The sequence below is a fragment of the Streptomyces sp. 3MP-14 genome (assembly GCF_006334905.2).
GTDB classification, from domain to species: Bacteria; Actinomycetota; Actinomycetes; order Streptomycetales; family Streptomycetaceae; genus Streptomyces; species Streptomyces triticirhizae.
Genome location: NZ_VDLZ02000015.1, coordinates 49,002 through 64,850, shown reverse-complemented (window position 1 = coordinate 64,850; position 15,849 = coordinate 49,002). Strand labels below are relative to the sequence as shown.

At 72.2% G+C, this 15,849-nt stretch carries 16 protein-coding genes; 5 read left to right on the top strand and 11 right to left on the bottom strand.

The window, feature by feature from the left end; genetic code table 11:
• Positions 1–63 precede the first annotated feature (63 nt).
• From FH609_RS32185 to FH609_RS23370, 7 genes are all read right to left on the bottom strand, one after another.
• A complete protein-coding gene (locus FH609_RS32185; RefSeq protein WP_264372760.1) occupies positions 64–1,797 on the bottom strand; it encodes an ROK family protein in 1,734 nt (577 codons plus the stop codon).
• A complete protein-coding gene (locus tag FH609_RS23395; protein WP_139667435.1) occupies positions 1,797–2,675 on the bottom strand; it encodes a carbohydrate ABC transporter permease in 879 nt (292 codons plus the stop codon). Before FH609_RS23395 ends, FH609_RS32185 begins: the two co-directional genes overlap by 1 nt.
• Positions 2,672–3,634 carry a carbohydrate ABC transporter permease gene (locus tag FH609_RS23390; protein WP_226961899.1) on the bottom strand — a complete coding sequence of 321 codons (963 nt, stop codon included), beginning with the start codon at positions 3,632–3,634 and terminating at the stop codon, positions 2,672–2,674. The genes FH609_RS23395 and FH609_RS23390 overlap by 4 nt, the downstream gene beginning before the upstream one ends.
• Before the next feature lie 8 nt (positions 3,635–3,642).
• Positions 3,643–4,998 (bottom strand): extracellular solute-binding protein, encoded by a 1,356-nt coding sequence (locus FH609_RS23385; protein WP_139667434.1) that lies wholly within the window; start codon positions 4,996–4,998, stop codon positions 3,643–3,645.
• A gap of 394 nt (positions 4,999–5,392) precedes the next feature.
• Positions 5,393–6,421 (bottom strand): LacI family DNA-binding transcriptional regulator, encoded by a 1,029-nt coding sequence (locus FH609_RS23380; protein WP_139667433.1) that lies wholly within the window; start codon positions 6,419–6,421, stop codon positions 5,393–5,395.
• Entirely contained in the window at positions 6,418–8,307 is a 1,890-nt protein-coding gene (locus FH609_RS23375; RefSeq protein ID WP_139667432.1) for a hypothetical protein, read from the bottom strand. The genes FH609_RS23380 and FH609_RS23375 overlap by 4 nt, the downstream gene beginning before the upstream one ends.
• Positions 8,304–10,169: an MBL fold metallo-hydrolase gene (locus tag FH609_RS23370; protein WP_226961898.1), complete on the bottom strand. Its 1,866-nt coding sequence runs from the start codon at positions 10,167–10,169 to the stop codon at positions 8,304–8,306. The genes FH609_RS23375 and FH609_RS23370 overlap by 4 nt, the downstream gene beginning before the upstream one ends.
• A gap of 401 nt (positions 10,170–10,570) precedes the next feature.
• On the opposite strand from FH609_RS23370, the gene FH609_RS23360 reads away from it, so the two are divergent.
• Positions 10,571–11,161 carry a GNAT family N-acetyltransferase gene (locus FH609_RS23360; protein WP_139667429.1) on the top strand — a complete coding sequence of 197 codons (591 nt, stop codon included), beginning with the start codon at positions 10,571–10,573 and terminating at the stop codon, positions 11,159–11,161.
• Here the strand turns inward: FH609_RS23360 and FH609_RS23355 are convergent, their stop codons facing one another.
• The 4 genes from FH609_RS23355 to FH609_RS23340 are packed head-to-tail and all read right to left on the bottom strand — an operon-like array spanning position 11,162 to position 12,800.
• Complete coding sequence (locus FH609_RS23355) at positions 11,162–11,620, bottom strand: NUDIX hydrolase (protein WP_139667428.1); 459 nt, start codon at positions 11,618–11,620, stop codon at positions 11,162–11,164. It lies immediately after the preceding gene.
• Between the two features lie 57 nt (positions 11,621–11,677).
• Positions 11,678–12,028: a hypothetical protein gene (locus FH609_RS23350; RefSeq protein ID WP_139667427.1), complete on the bottom strand. Its 351-nt coding sequence runs from the start codon at positions 12,026–12,028 to the stop codon at positions 11,678–11,680.
• Entirely contained in the window at positions 12,025–12,345 is a 321-nt protein-coding gene (locus tag FH609_RS23345; RefSeq protein WP_139667426.1) for a hypothetical protein, read from the bottom strand. Before FH609_RS23345 ends, FH609_RS23350 begins: the two co-directional genes overlap by 4 nt.
• A complete protein-coding gene (locus FH609_RS23340; RefSeq protein WP_139667425.1) occupies positions 12,345–12,800 on the bottom strand; it encodes an ATP-binding protein in 456 nt (151 codons plus the stop codon). The genes FH609_RS23345 and FH609_RS23340 overlap by 1 nt, the downstream gene beginning before the upstream one ends.
• A gap of 249 nt (positions 12,801–13,049) precedes the next feature.
• Here FH609_RS23340 and FH609_RS23335 point away from each other — a divergent pair, with 249 nt between their 5' ends.
• The 4 genes from FH609_RS23335 to FH609_RS23320 all read left to right on the top strand — a co-directional run bounded on the left by FH609_RS23335 (position 13,050) and on the right by FH609_RS23320 (position 15,607).
• The gene (locus FH609_RS23335) at positions 13,050–13,925 is read left to right on the top strand and encodes a helix-turn-helix domain-containing protein (RefSeq protein ID WP_139667424.1); all 876 of its coding nucleotides are present in this window, start codon (positions 13,050–13,052) and stop codon (positions 13,923–13,925) included.
• The gene (locus FH609_RS23330) at positions 13,922–14,146 is read left to right on the top strand and encodes a DUF397 domain-containing protein (RefSeq protein WP_139667423.1); all 225 of its coding nucleotides are present in this window, start codon (positions 13,922–13,924) and stop codon (positions 14,144–14,146) included. Before FH609_RS23335 ends, FH609_RS23330 begins: the two co-directional genes overlap by 4 nt.
• 578 nt (positions 14,147–14,724) lie before the next feature.
• Positions 14,725–14,928 carry a DUF397 domain-containing protein gene (locus tag FH609_RS23325; protein ID WP_139667422.1) on the top strand — a complete coding sequence of 68 codons (204 nt, stop codon included), beginning with the start codon at positions 14,725–14,727 and terminating at the stop codon, positions 14,926–14,928.
• Between the two features lie 103 nt (positions 14,929–15,031).
• The gene (locus tag FH609_RS23320; RefSeq protein ID WP_139667421.1) at positions 15,032–15,607 is read left to right on the top strand and encodes a maleylpyruvate isomerase N-terminal domain-containing protein; all 576 of its coding nucleotides are present in this window, start codon (positions 15,032–15,034) and stop codon (positions 15,605–15,607) included.
• The last annotated feature ends 242 nt before the right edge of the window (positions 15,608–15,849 follow it).

The window sequence follows — 15,849 nt, the reverse complement described above, 5'->3', positions numbered from 1 at the left end:
GCTCCAACGGAGTTTTTCTTTACGGATGGTCGGTGGTTGCGGCGGTGGCCTGGCCGGCCCGGCTTAGGGCGGGCCGGCCCTGCCGGCCGGGCCCGGCCCGGCGGGGTGGCCGCCGGCGGCGGGGGCCTGCGGCCGGCCGGCAGGGATGTCGCCCCCGCCGGGGGCGCCTCCGGCGGGGCCGTGCGATGGGCCGGCCACGGCCGGCTTCCCGGAGCGAGCGGCGGCCCCAACTCCGCCGCCCGCAGGGATGTCACCCCCGGCAGGGGCCGGCTTCCCGACGCGCGCCACAGGCTCGGCCCCGCCGCCGGCAGGCTCCTCGCCAGCAGACGCCCCCGGCCGGCCGGCGACGGCCAAACCCTCCGAGCGAGCCGCAGACTCGGCCCCGCCGGACCCGGCCTCGGGAACCGTCACGGCGTCAGCGGCGAACTGGTAACCGCCGAGCGACTCGGCCCCGCCGCCGGCAGGGGCCGCCCCACTGGCACGCGCCCCACCCCGGGCAGGGCCCTCAGCCCCGCCCCCGGCAGACGGCACCGGCCGGCCGGCCACGACCGAACCCTCCGGACAAACCGCAGACCCGGCCGCGCCAGGCCCGCCCTCGGCGGGAAACTCACCATGGCCAGCGGACTCGGCCCCGGGCCCGGCCTCGACGACCGAGCCGGCGCCACCGGCGAACCCGCCACGGCCGGCAGGCGCACCGCCCCCCGCAGGGGCTCCCGCCCCACCGGCAGACTCGGCCTCGCCGCCGGCAGGCGCCCCCGGCCGGCCGGCCGCGGCCGGCCTCCCCGAGCGCGCCGCAGGCGCGCCGGCGGCCAGCCCCAGTCGCTCGAACGCGATGGCCGCCGCGCCCAGCACCCCCGCCTGGTCGCCGCCGGAGGCGGTGATCAGGCGGACCGCCGAAGCGGCCGGCCCCATCGCCTGCGCGGCGACCCGCTCCCGCAGCGGCGCCATCAGCAGCTCACCCGCCCGGGTGACGCCGCCGCCGAGCACGACCAGCTCCGGCTCGAACGCGTTGACCAGCGACGTCAGCCCGCCGGCCAGGATCTCGACGGTCTCGTCCCAGACCTCGGCCGCCACCGGGTCACCGGCCCGCGCCTCGGCCGAGACGTCGGCCGCCGTCAGCGGCTCCCGCCCGGCCAGGGCGGTCACCCGCCCCGCCGCCGTCGCCTCGGCGACGGCGGCGACGGCCCGTTCCGCGATCGACGTGCCGGAGGCGTACGCCTCCAGGCAGCCGATCCGCCCGCAGCTGTGGCAGCGCCGCGCGTCGGCGGCGCGGACCGTGACATGGCCCGGCTCGCCGCCGTTGCCGGCGGCGCCCCGGTAGGTGCGGCCGTCGATGACGAGGCCGCCGCCGATGCCGGTGGAGACCGTGAGGTAGATCAGGTTGCGGCTGCCCCGGCCCACGCCGAAGCGCCACTCGCCGGCGGCGCCGGCCGTGCCGTCGTTGTCCAGCACGGCGGGCAACCCGAAGGCGTCGGCGGCCCGTTGGACCACCGGCACGTTCGTCCAGCCCGGCAGGTGGGGTGGTGCCAGCAGCACACCGGCGGTGGCGTCCAGCGGGCCGCCACAGCCGATGCCCGTGCCCAGCAGCCGCCCCGCGTCGACCCCGGCCGTGCCGAGCACGGCGTGGCCGAGGTCGAACAGCCGCTTGAGCACGGCGTCGGGCCCGTCCTGGACACCGGTGGGGCACTGGGCGAACGCGAGCGTCCCGCCGTCCGGGCCGACGACGCCGGCCGCCAGCTTGGTGCCTCCGATGTCGAGCGCGAGGACCGGCCCGACGGCCTCGTGGTGGTGCGTCATCAACCCTTCCGTCCTGTTGTCGCGATGCCCGAGGTGAACTGCCGCTGGCAGATGAGGAAGACGACGATCATCGGCACGGTGACGACCACGCTCGCGGCGCAGACGATCTCCCACCGCAGCTCGCCGCCCTCGCCGAACTGGTCGAGTACGGCCTTCAGTCCGCGCGGCACGGTGAAGAGTTCCGGGTCCCGCAGATAGATCAGCGGCCGGATGAGGTCGGTCCAGGCGGCCTGCACCTCGAAGACGAACGTGACCACCAGCGCGGGCCGGCACAGCGGCACCGCGATCCGGTAGAACATCGTCCAGTAGTTGGCGCCGTCGATCCGCGCCGCGTCGAAGAGTTCGCGCGGCAGCCCGAGGAAGAACTGGCGCAGCAGGAAGATGTAGAACGCGGAGCCGAAGAGGTTCGGCGCCCACAGCGGGACCTGGCTGCTGGCCAGGTGGAGCGAGTTCCACACCAGGTACTGCGGCACCATCAGCACCACGGCCGGCAGCATCATCGTCGCGATGACCAGGCCGAAGAGCAGGTTGCGCCCGGGGAAGCGGAAGTAGGCGAAGCCGAAGGCGACCAGCGCGCTGGAGACCGTCACGGCGACGGCGGCGGCCAGGGTGACGGTGACGCTGTTGAGCACCCAGGTGCCCAGCGGGACCGCCGTCCAGATCTCGCGGTAGTTCTCGAACTGCCAGTCCGAGGGCAGCAGCGAGTTGTCGAAGACCGACTCGGACGGCTTGAGCGAGGCGCTGATCAGCCAGAAGAACGGGTAGACGAAGACGACGGTGGCGCCGAGCAGGGCCAGCAGGCGCAGCGTGCGCGCGATCGGCCCCGAGGTGCGGCGGCTGGCGGCCACGGCGTCGCGTTCGGCGACTCTGCTGCTCATCGGGCGTCCCCCTCGTAGTAGACGAAACGCTTGCTGAGCCTGGCCTGGACGAGGGTGATGACGAGGATCACCAGGAACAGCAGCCAGGAGAGCGCGGAGGCGTAGCCCATGTGCATGAACTGGAACGCCTGTTGGAAGAGGTAGACGACATAGAACAGCGCCGCGTCGCTGCTGTAGGTCTGGGTGTTGGCGGTGCCGTAGAAGGCGGTGTACGCCTCGGTGAACGTCTGGAGCGAGGCGATGGTGTTGACGATCAGCGTGAAGAACAGCGCGCCGGATATCTGCGGCAGCGTCACGTTGACGAACGACGACCAGCGGCCGGCGCCGTCGAGTTCGGCCGCCTCGTACAGCTCCTGCGGGACGTTCTTCAGCGCGGCGAGGTAGATCACCACGGTGCCGCCGAGCGCCCACAGCGTGGTGAGCACCAGGCCCGGCTTGACCCAGCTGCCGTCCGTGGTCCAGCTGGGTCCGGTGATGCCGACGAACTCCAACGCCCGGTTGATCACGCCGACGTTGCCGTTGAACAGCAGCAGGAAGAGGATGCCGACGGCGACCGAGGGCGTCATCACCGGCAGGTAGAAGACGGTGCGGAAGAAGCCGGAGCCCCGGGTGACGCGGAGCAGCAGCATGGCCAGCGCGAGGGCGAGCGCCATCGACAGCGGCACCCGCAGGGCGGTGAACACGAGCGTGTTCATCATGGAGGTGGCGACGGACGGGTCGTCGAAGAGCTGGCGGTAGTTGTCGAAGCCGACGTTCCGCGTCGGGCCGATGCCGTCGTAGTTGGTGAACGACAGCACGAAGCTGGCGATCATCGGGCCGGCGGTCAGCAGCGCGAAGCCGACCAGCCAGGGGAGGATGAACAGGTAGGCGGCGCGGGTGTCCCGGTTGCGCCAGGACGCCATCCAGCGGCGGGTTCTGGCCCGCCGGTCGGTGCCGGCGAGGGTCGCGAGGTCACTCATGGCCCGGCTCACTCCTCTCCCTGGTTGGCGATGTCCAGGGCGGTCTGGGCGAGGTCCTGCGCCTGGCGCAGCGCCTCCTCGGGCTCCTGGTCCCCGGAGAGCACCCGGTTGACGGCGGACTGCCACGCCTTGCGGAACTCGGTGCCGGCGGCGTTGGCCGGCACGGAGAACGAGTCCTCCTGCACCGCGTACAGCTGGCGGGTCGCCTCGTCGAAGGCGGCGTTGCCGGTGGGCTCCCAGATCTCGTTCTCGATGATCCGGTCGGCCTCCCGGTTGCCGGTGTAGTCGCCGGTGTAGGGGGCGCCGCTCGCGCGGACCTCCTCGGCCTTGGCGCGGGCCGCCTCCACCCAGCTCTCGGCCGAGGTCATGGTGGCGATGAACTCGCACGCCTCGTCGACGTGCGGGCTGCCCTTGGGGATGGCCCAACTCAGCCCGGAGACGTAGTTGATGGGCTCGCCCTCGCGGTTGAGGAACGGCTGGGTGCCCAGGTCCACGTCCGGCGAGGTGCCGGCGAGGACGTTCACGTACCAGTCCTCCATGGGGTAGGCGCCGACCTGGTCCCTGGCGATCTGGTTGTTCGCGCCGAACTGGTCGAAGGAGTCGCGCAGCGCCTTGAAGCGGCCCCAGCCGCCCTGGGCGTCGATGAGCGAGACCGCGTACTCCAGGGCCTCGACGACCTCGGGGCTGTCGAGCCGGGCGGTGCGGCCGTCGTCGCTGATGAGCTGGCCGCCGTTGGCCTCCACCCAGAGCGGGAAGAACTCGGGGATCTTGGGGTCGAAGCCGATCCTGGTCAGCCGCGCGCCGTCCAGGGTCTGGAGGCTCTCGGCGAAGTCCGTCAGACCGGCCCAGTCGGAGGTGTCCACGGTGTCGGAGCCGGTGGCCTCGCGGACCACCGCGCGGTTGACCAGGAGCACGCGGTTGTCGTACGAGTCGGGCAGCCCGTAGAGGGTGCCGTCCAGGGTGGCCTCGTCGATGGCGCCTGGGCGGTACTCGTCGAGGTCGATGCCCTGCTGGTCGACGCACTCGGTCAGCGGCATCAGGGCGCCGCGCGCCGCGTAGCCGCCGATCAGCGCGCGGTCCATGCGGACCACGGACGGCGGGTCGTCGGCGGCGACGGCCGAGAGGAACTGCTGCTCGTCGAACTGGCCCTCGTTGACCTGGACATCGAGCGGCGCTACGGCCTCCGTGGCGCGCTCCAGGCGGACGGTGCCGAGCGCGTCGCCGGCGCCGAAGCCCATGGTGACGAACGTGTCGGAGTCGTCGGCGAAGCTGATCCCGCCGCAGGCGGCGAGGGTCAGCAGGCCGGTGCTCGCGGCGGCGAGGCTGGCGCTTCGTCGGAAGCGCCTTCGTGGTGGTGCCGCCATGGTCACTCTCCCTTGAGCCGGTGGCGGATGGACGGTGCGGGACGGGGTGTGGACGGGGGTGTGCGGGAAGAAGGAAGTCCTGTGGGGCGCGCGGGCGTGGCTCGGCGGATGCGCGAAGTCGCAGCTCAGACGGGCTTTCCCGGCCCGTTCCACGCGCTGTTCCGCGTATGGCATCGTTCCCATGTGAGAACGTAGTCATATGCGGCAGTGGGCGTCAATAGCCGGGTGGAAATAAGCTCGCCGGGCCGCGTTTTCGGCCGCGATACGCCGCTGACCTGCGGATTCGTCGGACGGCCCGCGCCGTCCACTTCCGGGCGCGCCAACGGCGGGAGCCGCGCCCGGCACCGTGGTGTCGGCTTGGCGAACTCCCGTATGAACGACGGGCGTTATCGGGTCAGGGGCGGGCCGTCGAGCCCCTCAGCACCAGGGTCGGGTCGAGGGTGCGGGTGGCGGTCCGCTCGGTGCCGCCCGCGATCCGTTCCAGCAGCAGTTCGGCGGCCCTGCTGCCCATCTCGTAGACGGGCTGCCGCACCGCCGTCAAGCCGGGCTCGACGACCCGCATCCAGGTCAGGTCGTCGAAGGAGACCATCGAGTAGCGGCCGGGCACCTCGGCGCCGCGCCGCTTGAACTCCTGCCACACCGCCTCGGCCATCACGTTGTTGGCGGCGAAGACGGCCGTGACGTCCGGGTTGGCGTCCAGGAAGGCCGCCACGTCCCGCTGCGGGTCGTCCGGGCGCAGGCCCAGGTCGAGCACCAGCCGGCGGGCCAGCGGGACGCCGGCCTCGCGGTGCGCGGCGCGGTAGCCCTTGAGCCGATTCTTGCCGGTGTCCCACATCGTCTCGTCGACCACCACGGCGATCCTGCGGTGCCCGAGCTGGAGCAGGTGCTCCACGGCGGCCCGGGCGCCGGCCTCGCTGTCGATGGTCACCGCGTCACAACTCCGCACCCCCGAACGGCGGTCCACCTCCACCACCGGCGTGCCGTGCTCCACCAGCAGCTCGGTCGCCTCGCGCCCGGTGGGCGCCAGCAGCACGCCGTCGGCGCGCATCGCCAGGAACGCGCGGGCGGCGCGCGCCGCGTGCTCCGACTCGCCGTGGTCGTCGACCAGCACCACCTGGTGCCCGGCCGCCGCCACCGTCTGCTCGACGCCGGCGGCGAGTTGGGCGTAGAACTGGTTGCGCAGGTCGGAGACGAGCAGCCCGATCAGGCCGCTGGCCTGCCCCTTGAGGGTGCGGGCCGAGATGTCGGGGACATAGCCGAGCCGGGCGGCGGCCTCCAGCACCCGCGCCTTCAGGTCCTCCGCGACATAGCCGTGGCCGGCCAGCGCGCGGGAGGCGGTGGACTGGGAGGTGCCGACCTCCTCGGCGACCTGCCGCAGCGTGACCCGGGTCCGCCGGCGGCGCCCGTTCCCCGGCGAACTCATGGCCTCGCCCCCTCGCCCGAACGCGCCGCCCCCTGCGCCGGCTGCCGGGCGCGCTCGGCGCGCCGGGTGCGGGCCCGCCAGCGGGCCCACTGGGCGCGCAGCGCCGCGTAGTCGGCGTCGGTCAACGGCTCGCCGGTGCGGTCCACATGGGTGCTCAGATAGAGCGCTGGCACGCCCAACTCGTCCTTGATCGCGGTGTATTCACGCCACTGCGCGAGGTCGGGGGCGCACCAGTCGTCGGTGTCGACGGGGGTGTCGGGGCAGGCCGCGCGGACCACGGCGGCCCGGTAGCGCATCTGCGGAACGATCCGCGCCTCGGGCTCCGGGTCGTCCAGCCGCAGCATGTCGTTCAGCCGGATCATGTCGGTCACCTCGGCGAACGCCGGATGCGGGGTGTGGGTCACCACCAGCGCGTCCTTCCTGGCCTCCTTCGCCGCCCCGTGGATCAGGGCGAGTTGATCGTACAGCAGGGCGATGCCCCAGCCCGGGCCGTGGGCGGTCAGGCCGTGGCCGGTCGGGGTGTCGGCGGTGAAGTCGATCTTCAGGCCGTCGGCGTCGAGCCCGTCGGGCGACAGCATCCGGTGGATGTTCTCCCGCAGCAGCGCCGCCGCGCCCGGGTGGCTCGGGTCCAGCACCACGGGCCGGCCGTCCGGGGTCCGCACACAGAACGCGTCGGGCGCGCCCTCGTTGGCCCAGGCCCGCCACCACAGCAGCACGCGCTGGCCGGCGGCGTGGCGTTCCGCGATCCAACCCCTCAGGTCGGGCCAGCGCTCCTCGTCGGGCTCCCAACGGGCGTACTGCCGCTGCCACTTGTCGTCGATGACCACGGTGCCCGGGTCGAGGCCCTGCTCGGCGAGGGCGGCCAGGTGGCGGTCGTACTCCGCGCGGCTGGACAGCTCGGGCGCGGGCCGGCCGGTCTCGTTGGCCCGGTGGCCCTGGGCGCCCCAGCCGCAGAACATCGGCTCGAACCACCAGGCGGGCGCCCCCCGTTCACGCTCCCGTTCCGGCGTGCGCGCCGGCGCGAAGCCGCGCGCCGCCAGCCAGGCGCGGTGCGCGGCGAGCGCGGCGTAGGGGTCGGGGTGGCCGGGGCTGAGCTGGAGGGTCGGGGTGCGGAAGACGCCGGCGACCTCGGTGTGCCCCTCGTAGGCGAGGACCAGATGCCAGCCGCCGTCGGCCGGCACGTAGCGCAGCTGAGGGAAGGTCAGCTCGCGCACCGGCGCGCCGAGCCCGATGCCCCACCACGCCCGCTCGACCGGGGTTTCGGGCGCCGCGTCGTCCGGCAGCCGGTCCTCGGTGAACGCCAGGCAGAGCGGCGAGGGCGTGAAGAACCAGTGCCCGCGCCCCGCGCCCGAGCCGCCCGTGACGCCGAGCACGGCGCTCTCGCCGGGGGCGCGCAGCAGCCGGGCGGGCGCGCCCGGGTTGGGCGTGAACAGGGTGCCCCAGGCGTGGCCGCTGGGCAGCAGCCCGCCGACCCTGCCGCCCAACGCGGCCCTGGTGGCGGCCAACGCGACCTCGTCCAGCCGGCCCTCGCCCTCGACCTCCCAGGTCAGCTCGGGCCCCTCGGGCGCGCAGACGATCCGGGTCGTGGCCCGCCGCCAGGCGGTGGAACGGCGCCGCACGACCACCACCGGGTCCTCGCCCGCCCACTCCGGCTCGGCGATCTCCAACGCCAGCGTCTCGTCCCGGACATCGGTCCGGTCCAGCGCGCCGGCCAGCTCCAACACGACCGGGTGCGCGCCGCGTTGGGGCCCGGCCAGCGCGGCGTTCCGCCCGTCGGCGGCCACGGTCAGCGTGTACGCCGCCCGCACGACCTCGATCCGCCCGTCCGCCAGCCGGCGCACGCCCGCGCCCGCCCGCGCGCCGGCGCACGTTCCCTCCGCGCTCATCGGACGCTCACCAGGGCCTCGGCCTGCTGCCCCAGGCGCAGCGCGCCCACGGTCAGGTCGGCCGCCAGCCGCAGCCGCTCGGCGCGCGGCGCGCCGGCCGGCACCCGCACGACGAACTCGACGCTCGCCTCCCGCCCCGGCGGCACGGTGGAACGGACGGCGGGTGGCTCGGCGTGCCAGCCGGCGGGCAGGATCAGGCGCACCTCGGCGGCCTCCTCGTGCGGGAACGGGTTGCGGATCTCGACCGTGTAGCGCACGGTCTCGCCCGGGCGGGCGACCTGGCGGTAGGGGCCGATCCTGGCGGCGAACCCCTCGGCGCCCAGGTCCAGTTCGGCCGGCAGCAACTCCCGGTGCAGCCGGGCCAGTTGCTGCCCCTTCTCCAGCAGCATGTCCAGATAGGCGTCGCTGACCTCGAACGGGAACCAGTGCCCGCTGATCATCAACTCCGGCCGCAGCGCCCGGTACAGCTCGGCGCTGCGCGTGTAGTCGTCGATCTGGAAACGGTTGCGGTACTGGTAGTTGAGGATCTCCGGGCGCAGCCCCGGCTCCCACTCGGTGGTCTGCTGGTCGCCGGTGGCGATCACCCGCCGCCCGTCCACGGTGAACGCGTAGGCGGCGGCGTAGAGGGTGTGCCCCGGCAGGTCGTGGACGCCGATCTCGTACTCGCGCCAGCGGACGCTCCCGTTCACCGGCAGCTCGCGGTCCACCGGGATCGGGTCGTACCACAGGCACGGCAGGTCGAATCGGCGCGGCGCGGCCAGCACCGGCGCGATGTGCGACGGCGACCAGACCTCGGTGCCGTGCACCTCGCGCAGCAGGTTGAACCCGGCCACATGGTCGTCGTGGTAGTGGGTGGGCAACGCGACCTCGACGCGGTCGATCCCGTGGTCGCGGCGCAGCGCGGCGATGGACTCCAGCAGCGGGCGCCGCGCCGAACGGTCCTGGCCGCCCGGCAGCCCCGTGGTCAGGTCGTAGCCGAAGTCCAGCAGCAACGCGGTGCCCGAATCGGACAGCAGGGCATAGGAGTTGGCCATGCTGGTGGTGTTGCGCAGCAGGTGCGGGGTGATCTCGGTCCACGGCCGGTAGAGCATCCGCTCCGGGTCGAACGGGGTGCGCCGGTTCATCTGGAGCAGCTCGGTCAGCTTCGCCCGCAGCCGTGCCACGGCTGCGGGCGGGTCGGTGACCGGGGCGCCGTGCGAGGGCAGCAGCAGTTCGGCGCCGGTGTCCAGCAGTTTCATGGTGGAGAGGATGGTGGCGGCCACGCCCTCCTTGCCGTGGTTCTCGTGGCTGCCGGTGTAGGCCCACTGGGTCGCGGCCAGCGACCAGACCCGCCCCTCGCCGTGGATCAGGTCGCCGACGAACGCCAGCCGTCGCCCGCCGACCGTCACCAGATAGCCGACGGAGCCCGGGGTGTGGCCGGGCAGCGGCAGGGTGTGGATCTCGGCGTGGCCGTAGCGGCGGGTGCGGTACTCGTCGACGGTGCCGGTCACCGGGACCTGCTCCAGCAGCGAGAAGCGGTCCTGCCGGACGTCGTAGTCGTTGTCGAACCGGCGCGTCCGCCAGTGCTCGTCGACCTCGGCGATCAACTCCCGCTCCACCGGCGGCACCCACACCCTGATCCCGGCGGCCACCGCCCGGGCCAGGCCCTGCACCTGGTCGCGGTGGTGGTGGGTGACCAGCACGTCGGTGACCTCGTCCACGTCGAAGTCGGCGAGGTGGTCCAGCACCGCACCGTCCCCGAAGTCGATCAGGACCGCGCGGCGGTCGTGCCGGAGCAGGTAGACGTTGCAGGTGTCCTCGAAGCGGAGGACGTCCGGCGGGAGAGGCGTGGGGGCGGCCGACGCGGCCGGGTTGACGTGCACGGAAGTCCCTTCTGGGGCCTGTGGGAACGATCCCAGATGGGAACGATGTCATCTGCTCGCCGGGTCCGTCAACAAAGGGGTTTGTGGCGGAGTCGCCAGGGCGCTGCGCGCCCGGCGCGGGGCGCCGGCGCGGCGGGTGGAGCCGGCGCGGGCGCCGGCGTGCGCGCGGGCGCCTGCCCGGCGCGGGGGTACGCGCGGGTGTGCTGCGCGGGCGTAGGCCCGCGTACGGGCGCGGATGCGGATGCGGGCGCCGGTGTGCAGCGCTGACGCCCGGGCCGGCGCGCGCTCCGGCAAGGCCGCTCCACCGCCCCGCCGCCGGCACTCCGCACGCGCGTGCGAAGATCGCCCCGGCGGCGCGGAACGCACGCGCCGCCGGGGAGCGCGACAGAGGGAGACCGACGGTGTTCGAACGTTCACTGGGCGATGATGGTGCGGTGCTGAGGCCGTTGGAGCCTAGGCACGCGGAGGAGTATCTGGCCCACATCGACCGGGGCCGGGAGTTCATCGGCCGCTTCACCGGCCTGTCCGCCGCCGCCACCGACCTCGACTCGGCCCGCGCGTTCCTCCAGCGCTACGCCGAGAAGGCCGCCAACGACACCGGCCGGTTCTACGGCATCTGGACCCGGGACGAGTCCGGGACGTACACGCTGGTCGGCGGGGTGCTGTTCCTCGTGATGGACGTGGCCCAGGGCACGACCGAGGTCGGCTGCTGGCTGGAGCCCTCGGCCGTCGGCCGGGGCCTGATCACCCGCGCCTGCCGCGTGATCATCGACTGGGCGATCGAGGAACGCGGCATCCATCGCGTCGAGTGGCACGCCGCCTCCGCCAACACCGCGAGCATCGCGGTGGCACGCCGCCTCGGGATGAAGCGTGACGGCGTGCTCCGGGAGAGCTTCCTGAGGGACGGCGTCCGCCACGACATGGAGGTCTGGTCGATCCTCGCCCCCGAGTGGCGGGCCGCCGCCGCGTCGGCCGAACCGACCGCGCGTTGATCAGCTGAAGGCGGCCTCGGGCCGGTCGGCGTTGACCAGCAACGGCAGTCGGCGGCGCTGTCCGGCGGCGATGATCGCGTACTGGTACAACGCCGGCGGCTCGTGCAACTCCCGCATGGGCACCCAACTCGCGCCCTCCACCGGGTCGTTGTCGGGGACCTCCGGCAGCACCCCGCCGTCCAGCACATAGGAGAACCCGTTCAACTCCCCCTCCTCGTCCGTCGTCGGCGTCATGGCCAGGACCTCGGCGAGGGAACGGTCGCACCCCGTCTGCTTCATCAGTACCTCCCGCGCGGCCAGGATCACGCAGCGCCCCTGCGGCACCGTGCCGTGCGGCAGCACCCACCCGTCGTCCATCCCCTCCCGCTTCCCCCGCACCATCAACACGTGGTTGGACTGCGTGGTCGCCAACACGTGAAAGGTGAACGGAACGGTGGAGCGGACAATCGTCGTACGCATGAGAAACCCTTGTCTCGTGTAGATGAGTTGACTTGCTGAACTTGCTTGGCCAGTTGGTCAGTTGGTGAGTGCCGGGAGGAAGCCGGCCAGGGTGGTCAGCAGGCACATCAGCCCGACGAACGCCGGCCCCAACACCCCGCCCGCGTCCGGCGGTTGCGGTCCCTGGGTGTCCTCGTGCGGGCGGGGCACAACCCGCCAGTGCCGCTCGGTCCGCGCCAGAAACAACGTGTGCTCCGGGAACTCGGCCGTGTGTTGGATCGACCACACCGCCACCGGCAGCTCATCGTCATCAAAGAGCGGCGAACGCGCCTCGCAGCTCATGCACTCCGCCCCGTAGATGCCCTCCGGCACCCCCGGGCCCCGCTCCCGGCACAACACCCAGTCGGCGCTACGAACGATCTCGTTCATCCCCCGCCGCTCCCCTTCGTCTCCGTTGGTTGATACGCGTCGGCCAACCGCCGCAGCCGCCGCCCGAACACCGTCCGCGCTTTGCGGTAACGCGCCTTCCACCCCGACTCCGCGAAGTCCCAGACCATCGCGTGCAGTTGATCCAGACACCCCCCGCAGGCATAGAGCGGGGCGTGCGCCCCCACGGTGGAGACCGCCCCGATCCACACCACCGCCGTCACCTGATGACCACAGAAGAACCAACACGGCCCGACCACCCAGGAGTTGGCCCCCCACCGCCCCGGCAAGGGCAACGCGAACTCCCAGTCCGAGGCCATCAGTTGGTCTTCTCCGGCCGGACGGCCTTGCAGGAGAACCAGACGGTCTTGCCCATCCGGACGACCGTCCCCCGACAGCCGACGCGGAGGGTGAACGGCCTCGGCATGTAGCCAAAGTCGTCGGCCATCTCTCGCAGCAGCCACAGCCCGCGCCCGCACTCCGCCGTCCAGTCCGGGGTCTCCCCCACCACCGGCGGTCGGGCGGACCGGTCCCAGACCTCCACCAGCACGTCGTCGCCGGCCCGGCTGATGCGCAGTCCGCAACGCGGATCGTCCACGTGACGGCTGACGTTGGTGACCAACTCGGTCACCCCCAACCGCACGAGTTCGACCGCCGCCGTGGACGCGCCCCACTCCGTCAGCAGTTGACCAGCCGTCCGACGCCAGGTCTCCACCCAGCGCGGATCGGCGAGTAACCCCCGGCTGAACACCGGGAACACCGGCCTCGAAGCCATCGGAACCTTCATGGAACACCTCCAGCCGCGTTACGCGGACATGGGCAGCCGAACCCCTGCACACAGCGGAGCCGGTTGGCAGCGCTGCGCACATGTGGCAGTGTGGGTCACGTGACCCACACTGCGCAAGTCCCGTTGTTCTAACGGGGATTCGAACTTGTCTCACCAGGGGTAATCCGGCTTGCCACGCGTAAGCGACCGAGCGATACGCTCGCCCGAAGTCTCATGGGGCGGCAGAGAGGGACTGCGATGTCCATCACCCTGAACACCAACGCGATCTACGCCATGCGCACCGTCGGCGAGGAGCTGAAACGCCTCCGACTCAGGGCCAACCTGCGGCAGTTGGACGCGGCGAAGAAGCTCGGCGTCACACGATTCACCGTCAGCAAGATGGAGCGTGGGGCAGCTTTCCCGACGGACACTCAGCTGAAGGTTCTCGGCAAGCTCTACAACTGCGACGCGGACGAACGCGCATGGTTGAAGGCGATGACCGACCAGGGCCGGATGTTCGGCCGCGCCTGGTGGGAGGAACAGCGATTCCGCGACCTGTTCAAGGGCGACTCGTTCCGCTACTTCCACATCGAGGACGCGGCGGAGCGATTGATCTGCTACTCGGGCACCTACGTTCCCGGCCTGCTTCAGACTCGTGAGTACGCGGAGGCCGTCGCCGCCTTCGAGATGCACCACGAAAGCGCCGAACGGCGCGAGTCCTTCGTCGAGTCGCGGGAGCGTCGCCAGGCCATCCTCACCAGGAACAACCCGACCGTCGTGGACCTCCTGTGCCTGGAGTCGGCGCTGCGGGCGATCGTCGGCGGACCCGAGGTGATGCGCGCGCAGCTGCGGCGTCTGATCGAAATGTCGGATCGGCCGAACATCACCTTCCGGGTGATCCCCTACGCGGCGGGCGTTCCGAGCATCGTGAGCACGCTGTTCACCATCGTGGACTTCGCCGGGACCGAGAACCGGAGCGTGGTCTCCCAGGAGAAGCTCACGGGTGAGATGCTGCACGATGATCCGGTTGAGGTTCGACGTACGCGACGCAAGTTCAACAGCCTCGCGGACCACGCGCTGAACCCGACGGAGACGCTTCACCTCCTGCGAGATATCGAGAAAGAAACCCGATGAACCACGAGAAGGAACGACTGCACTCCAGGCCCCTCGACGGCGTTTGGGTCAAGTCCTCCTACAGCAACGGCAGCAGCGGCGACTGCGTCGAGGTCGCCACGCTGGCGGCCGGCGTGCACGGCATCCGCGATTCCAAGCGAACGCGCGGGCCGGTCCTGACCGTTGACGCCTCCACCTGGCGCGCCTTCCTCAACGGCGTGCACAGCGAAGCGATCGACTGAATCACCCACCCCAGCAACAAGGGCTGCTCCCCCCGCGCGCGGGGATGGTCCGCAGCCCCAGGTATACGCACCCCACCACCGGGGGCACTCCCCGCGCACGCGGGGATGGTCCCCGCTGACAGTTCGCGATCCACCACCCCGGGGGCTCGCTCCCCGCACGCGCGGGGATGAGCCTCCGGGGTTCCCTTCTGCCTGTGAGAGCAACGGATACGCCCCGCACGCGCGGGGATGGTCCCGGCCGACTCGGCCACCCCATACCTGCGCCCCACTGCTCCCCGCCCACGCGGGGATGCTCTCGCCGATGTTCAGGGCTCCCATCGGACCGCGCGCGCTCTCCCCTCCCCCGAAGGCCCCCCGCTTGGGCCACCCCACCAGAAGCCCCATGACGGCAGCCGCCGTTCACCACCAACGCCACCTCCCGCGCGTTGCTCCGCACAGGGCCCGTGGTCAAGCGGTCAACCGGGCGTTACCGTGAGACACGACGGCCCCCGCGCGAAGAAGCCTCAACGCCCTAGCAACCTCCACGTCTCACGAACGCTTGGCGATCACCACCCAGCGCCTAGGCAAGAGAAGGACCGATGAACCCTGCGAACGAGCCCCGCATCTGGGTCAAGTCCTCCTACAGCAACGGCAGCAGCGAAGACTGCGTCGAAGTCGCCGCCCTGGCACCCCACACGCACGGCATCCGCGACTCCAAGCGGAAGACCGGCCCCATCCTCACCGTTGACGCCTCCACCTGGCGCGCCTTCCTCAACGGCGTGCACAGCAGAGCGATCGGCTGAGGCACCCGAACCCCGCCGCCCCAACGGGCGCCGGGGTTCGCTCCGTTCACACGCGGCGGTGAGGGAACGGAGTCCGGCACGCGCGGACCGCGAGGAGTTCTGCATGGACCACCAGGACGTCGAAGCCGCCGTGGCGGAGATGCTGCGGGTGCTCGGGCCCCATTCCGCCGAGGACTGGTCGGTGCCGGCGGGGACGCTCGAATGGACCTGCTGGCAAACGGCAGCCCACATCGGCCACGACCTGCTGGCCTACGCGGGGCAGTTGGCGGCGGAGGCCACCGACGGCTACCTTCCCATCGACCTCAACATCCGCCCCACCGCCTCGCCGGCCGAAGTACTCCGGGCCGTTGCCGCCTGCGGCGGACTGCTCAGCAGCGCCCTCGTCACAGCCAGCCCGACCGTGCGGGCCTGGCACTGGGGCCCGTGCGACCCCGAAGGGTTCGCCGCCATGGGCGTCGCCGAAACCCTGCTGCACACCTACGACATCACGCGGGGCCTGTCCGTGGACTGGCTGCCACCAGCACCGCTGAGCGCGGCCGTACTCGCCCGGCTCTTCCCCGCCGCCCCACACGGAGACCACACCCAGGTACTGCTCTGGTGCACCGGCCGCGCCGAACTCGACGGCCTCCCCCGCCGGACCTCCTGGAGATGGGAAGCGGCCCGACCCCTCAGGCGTTGAACGATCTGTTCACTTCCAGACGTGCGCCAAAAAAAGGGGGACCCCCACCCCCCGCCGCGCCCGCCCTCGGGAGTTGACGGCGCGCGGACTACCGAGACGACAGGCGATGTTCGCGCGGCAGCGTGGTCGTTGACCCAACCCCACCACCCACCGCCCGCCCCACCCGAACAACCGGCACCGCCCCCGCGAGACGCCCGACGATCCGCCACACTCCGAGACGGGCCACGCGCCGCAGCAGGCCG

Coding starts and splice junctions, on each gene's coding strand:
- FH609_RS23390 (WP_226961899.1), bottom strand. CDS start 3,634: ATGAGTGACCTCGCGACCCTCGCCGGCACCGACCGGCGGGCCAGAACC.
- FH609_RS23345 (WP_139667426.1), bottom strand. CDS start 12,345: ATGGCCTCGGACTGGGAGTTCGCGTTGCCCTTGCCGGGGCGGTGGGGG.
- FH609_RS23320 (WP_139667421.1), top strand. CDS start 15,032: ATGGACCACCAGGACGTCGAAGCCGCCGTGGCGGAGATGCTGCGGGTG.
- FH609_RS23340 (WP_139667425.1), bottom strand. CDS start 12,800: ATGGCTTCGAGGCCGGTGTTCCCGGTGTTCAGCCGGGGGTTACTCGCC.
- FH609_RS23350 (WP_139667427.1), bottom strand. CDS start 12,028: ATGAACGAGATCGTTCGTAGCGCCGACTGGGTGTTGTGCCGGGAGCGG.
- FH609_RS23325 (WP_139667422.1), top strand. CDS start 14,725: ATGAACCCTGCGAACGAGCCCCGCATCTGGGTCAAGTCCTCCTACAGC.
- FH609_RS23395 (WP_139667435.1), bottom strand. CDS start 2,675: ATGAGCAGCAGAGTCGCCGAACGCGACGCCGTGGCCGCCAGCCGCCGC.
- FH609_RS32185 (WP_264372760.1), bottom strand. CDS start 1,797: ATGACGCACCACCACGAGGCCGTCGGGCCGGTCCTCGCGCTCGACATC.
- FH609_RS23375 (WP_139667432.1), bottom strand. CDS start 8,307: ATGAGCGCGGAGGGAACGTGCGCCGGCGCGCGGGCGGGCGCGGGCGTG.
- FH609_RS23380 (WP_139667433.1), bottom strand. CDS start 6,421: ATGAGTTCGCCGGGGAACGGGCGCCGCCGGCGGACCCGGGTCACGCTG.
- FH609_RS23330 (WP_139667423.1), top strand. CDS start 13,922: ATGAACCACGAGAAGGAACGACTGCACTCCAGGCCCCTCGACGGCGTT.
- FH609_RS23355 (WP_139667428.1), bottom strand. CDS start 11,620: ATGCGTACGACGATTGTCCGCTCCACCGTTCCGTTCACCTTTCACGTG.
- FH609_RS23335 (WP_139667424.1), top strand. CDS start 13,050: ATGTCCATCACCCTGAACACCAACGCGATCTACGCCATGCGCACCGTC.
- FH609_RS23385 (WP_139667434.1), bottom strand. CDS start 4,998: ATGGCGGCACCACCACGAAGGCGCTTCCGACGAAGCGCCAGCCTCGCC.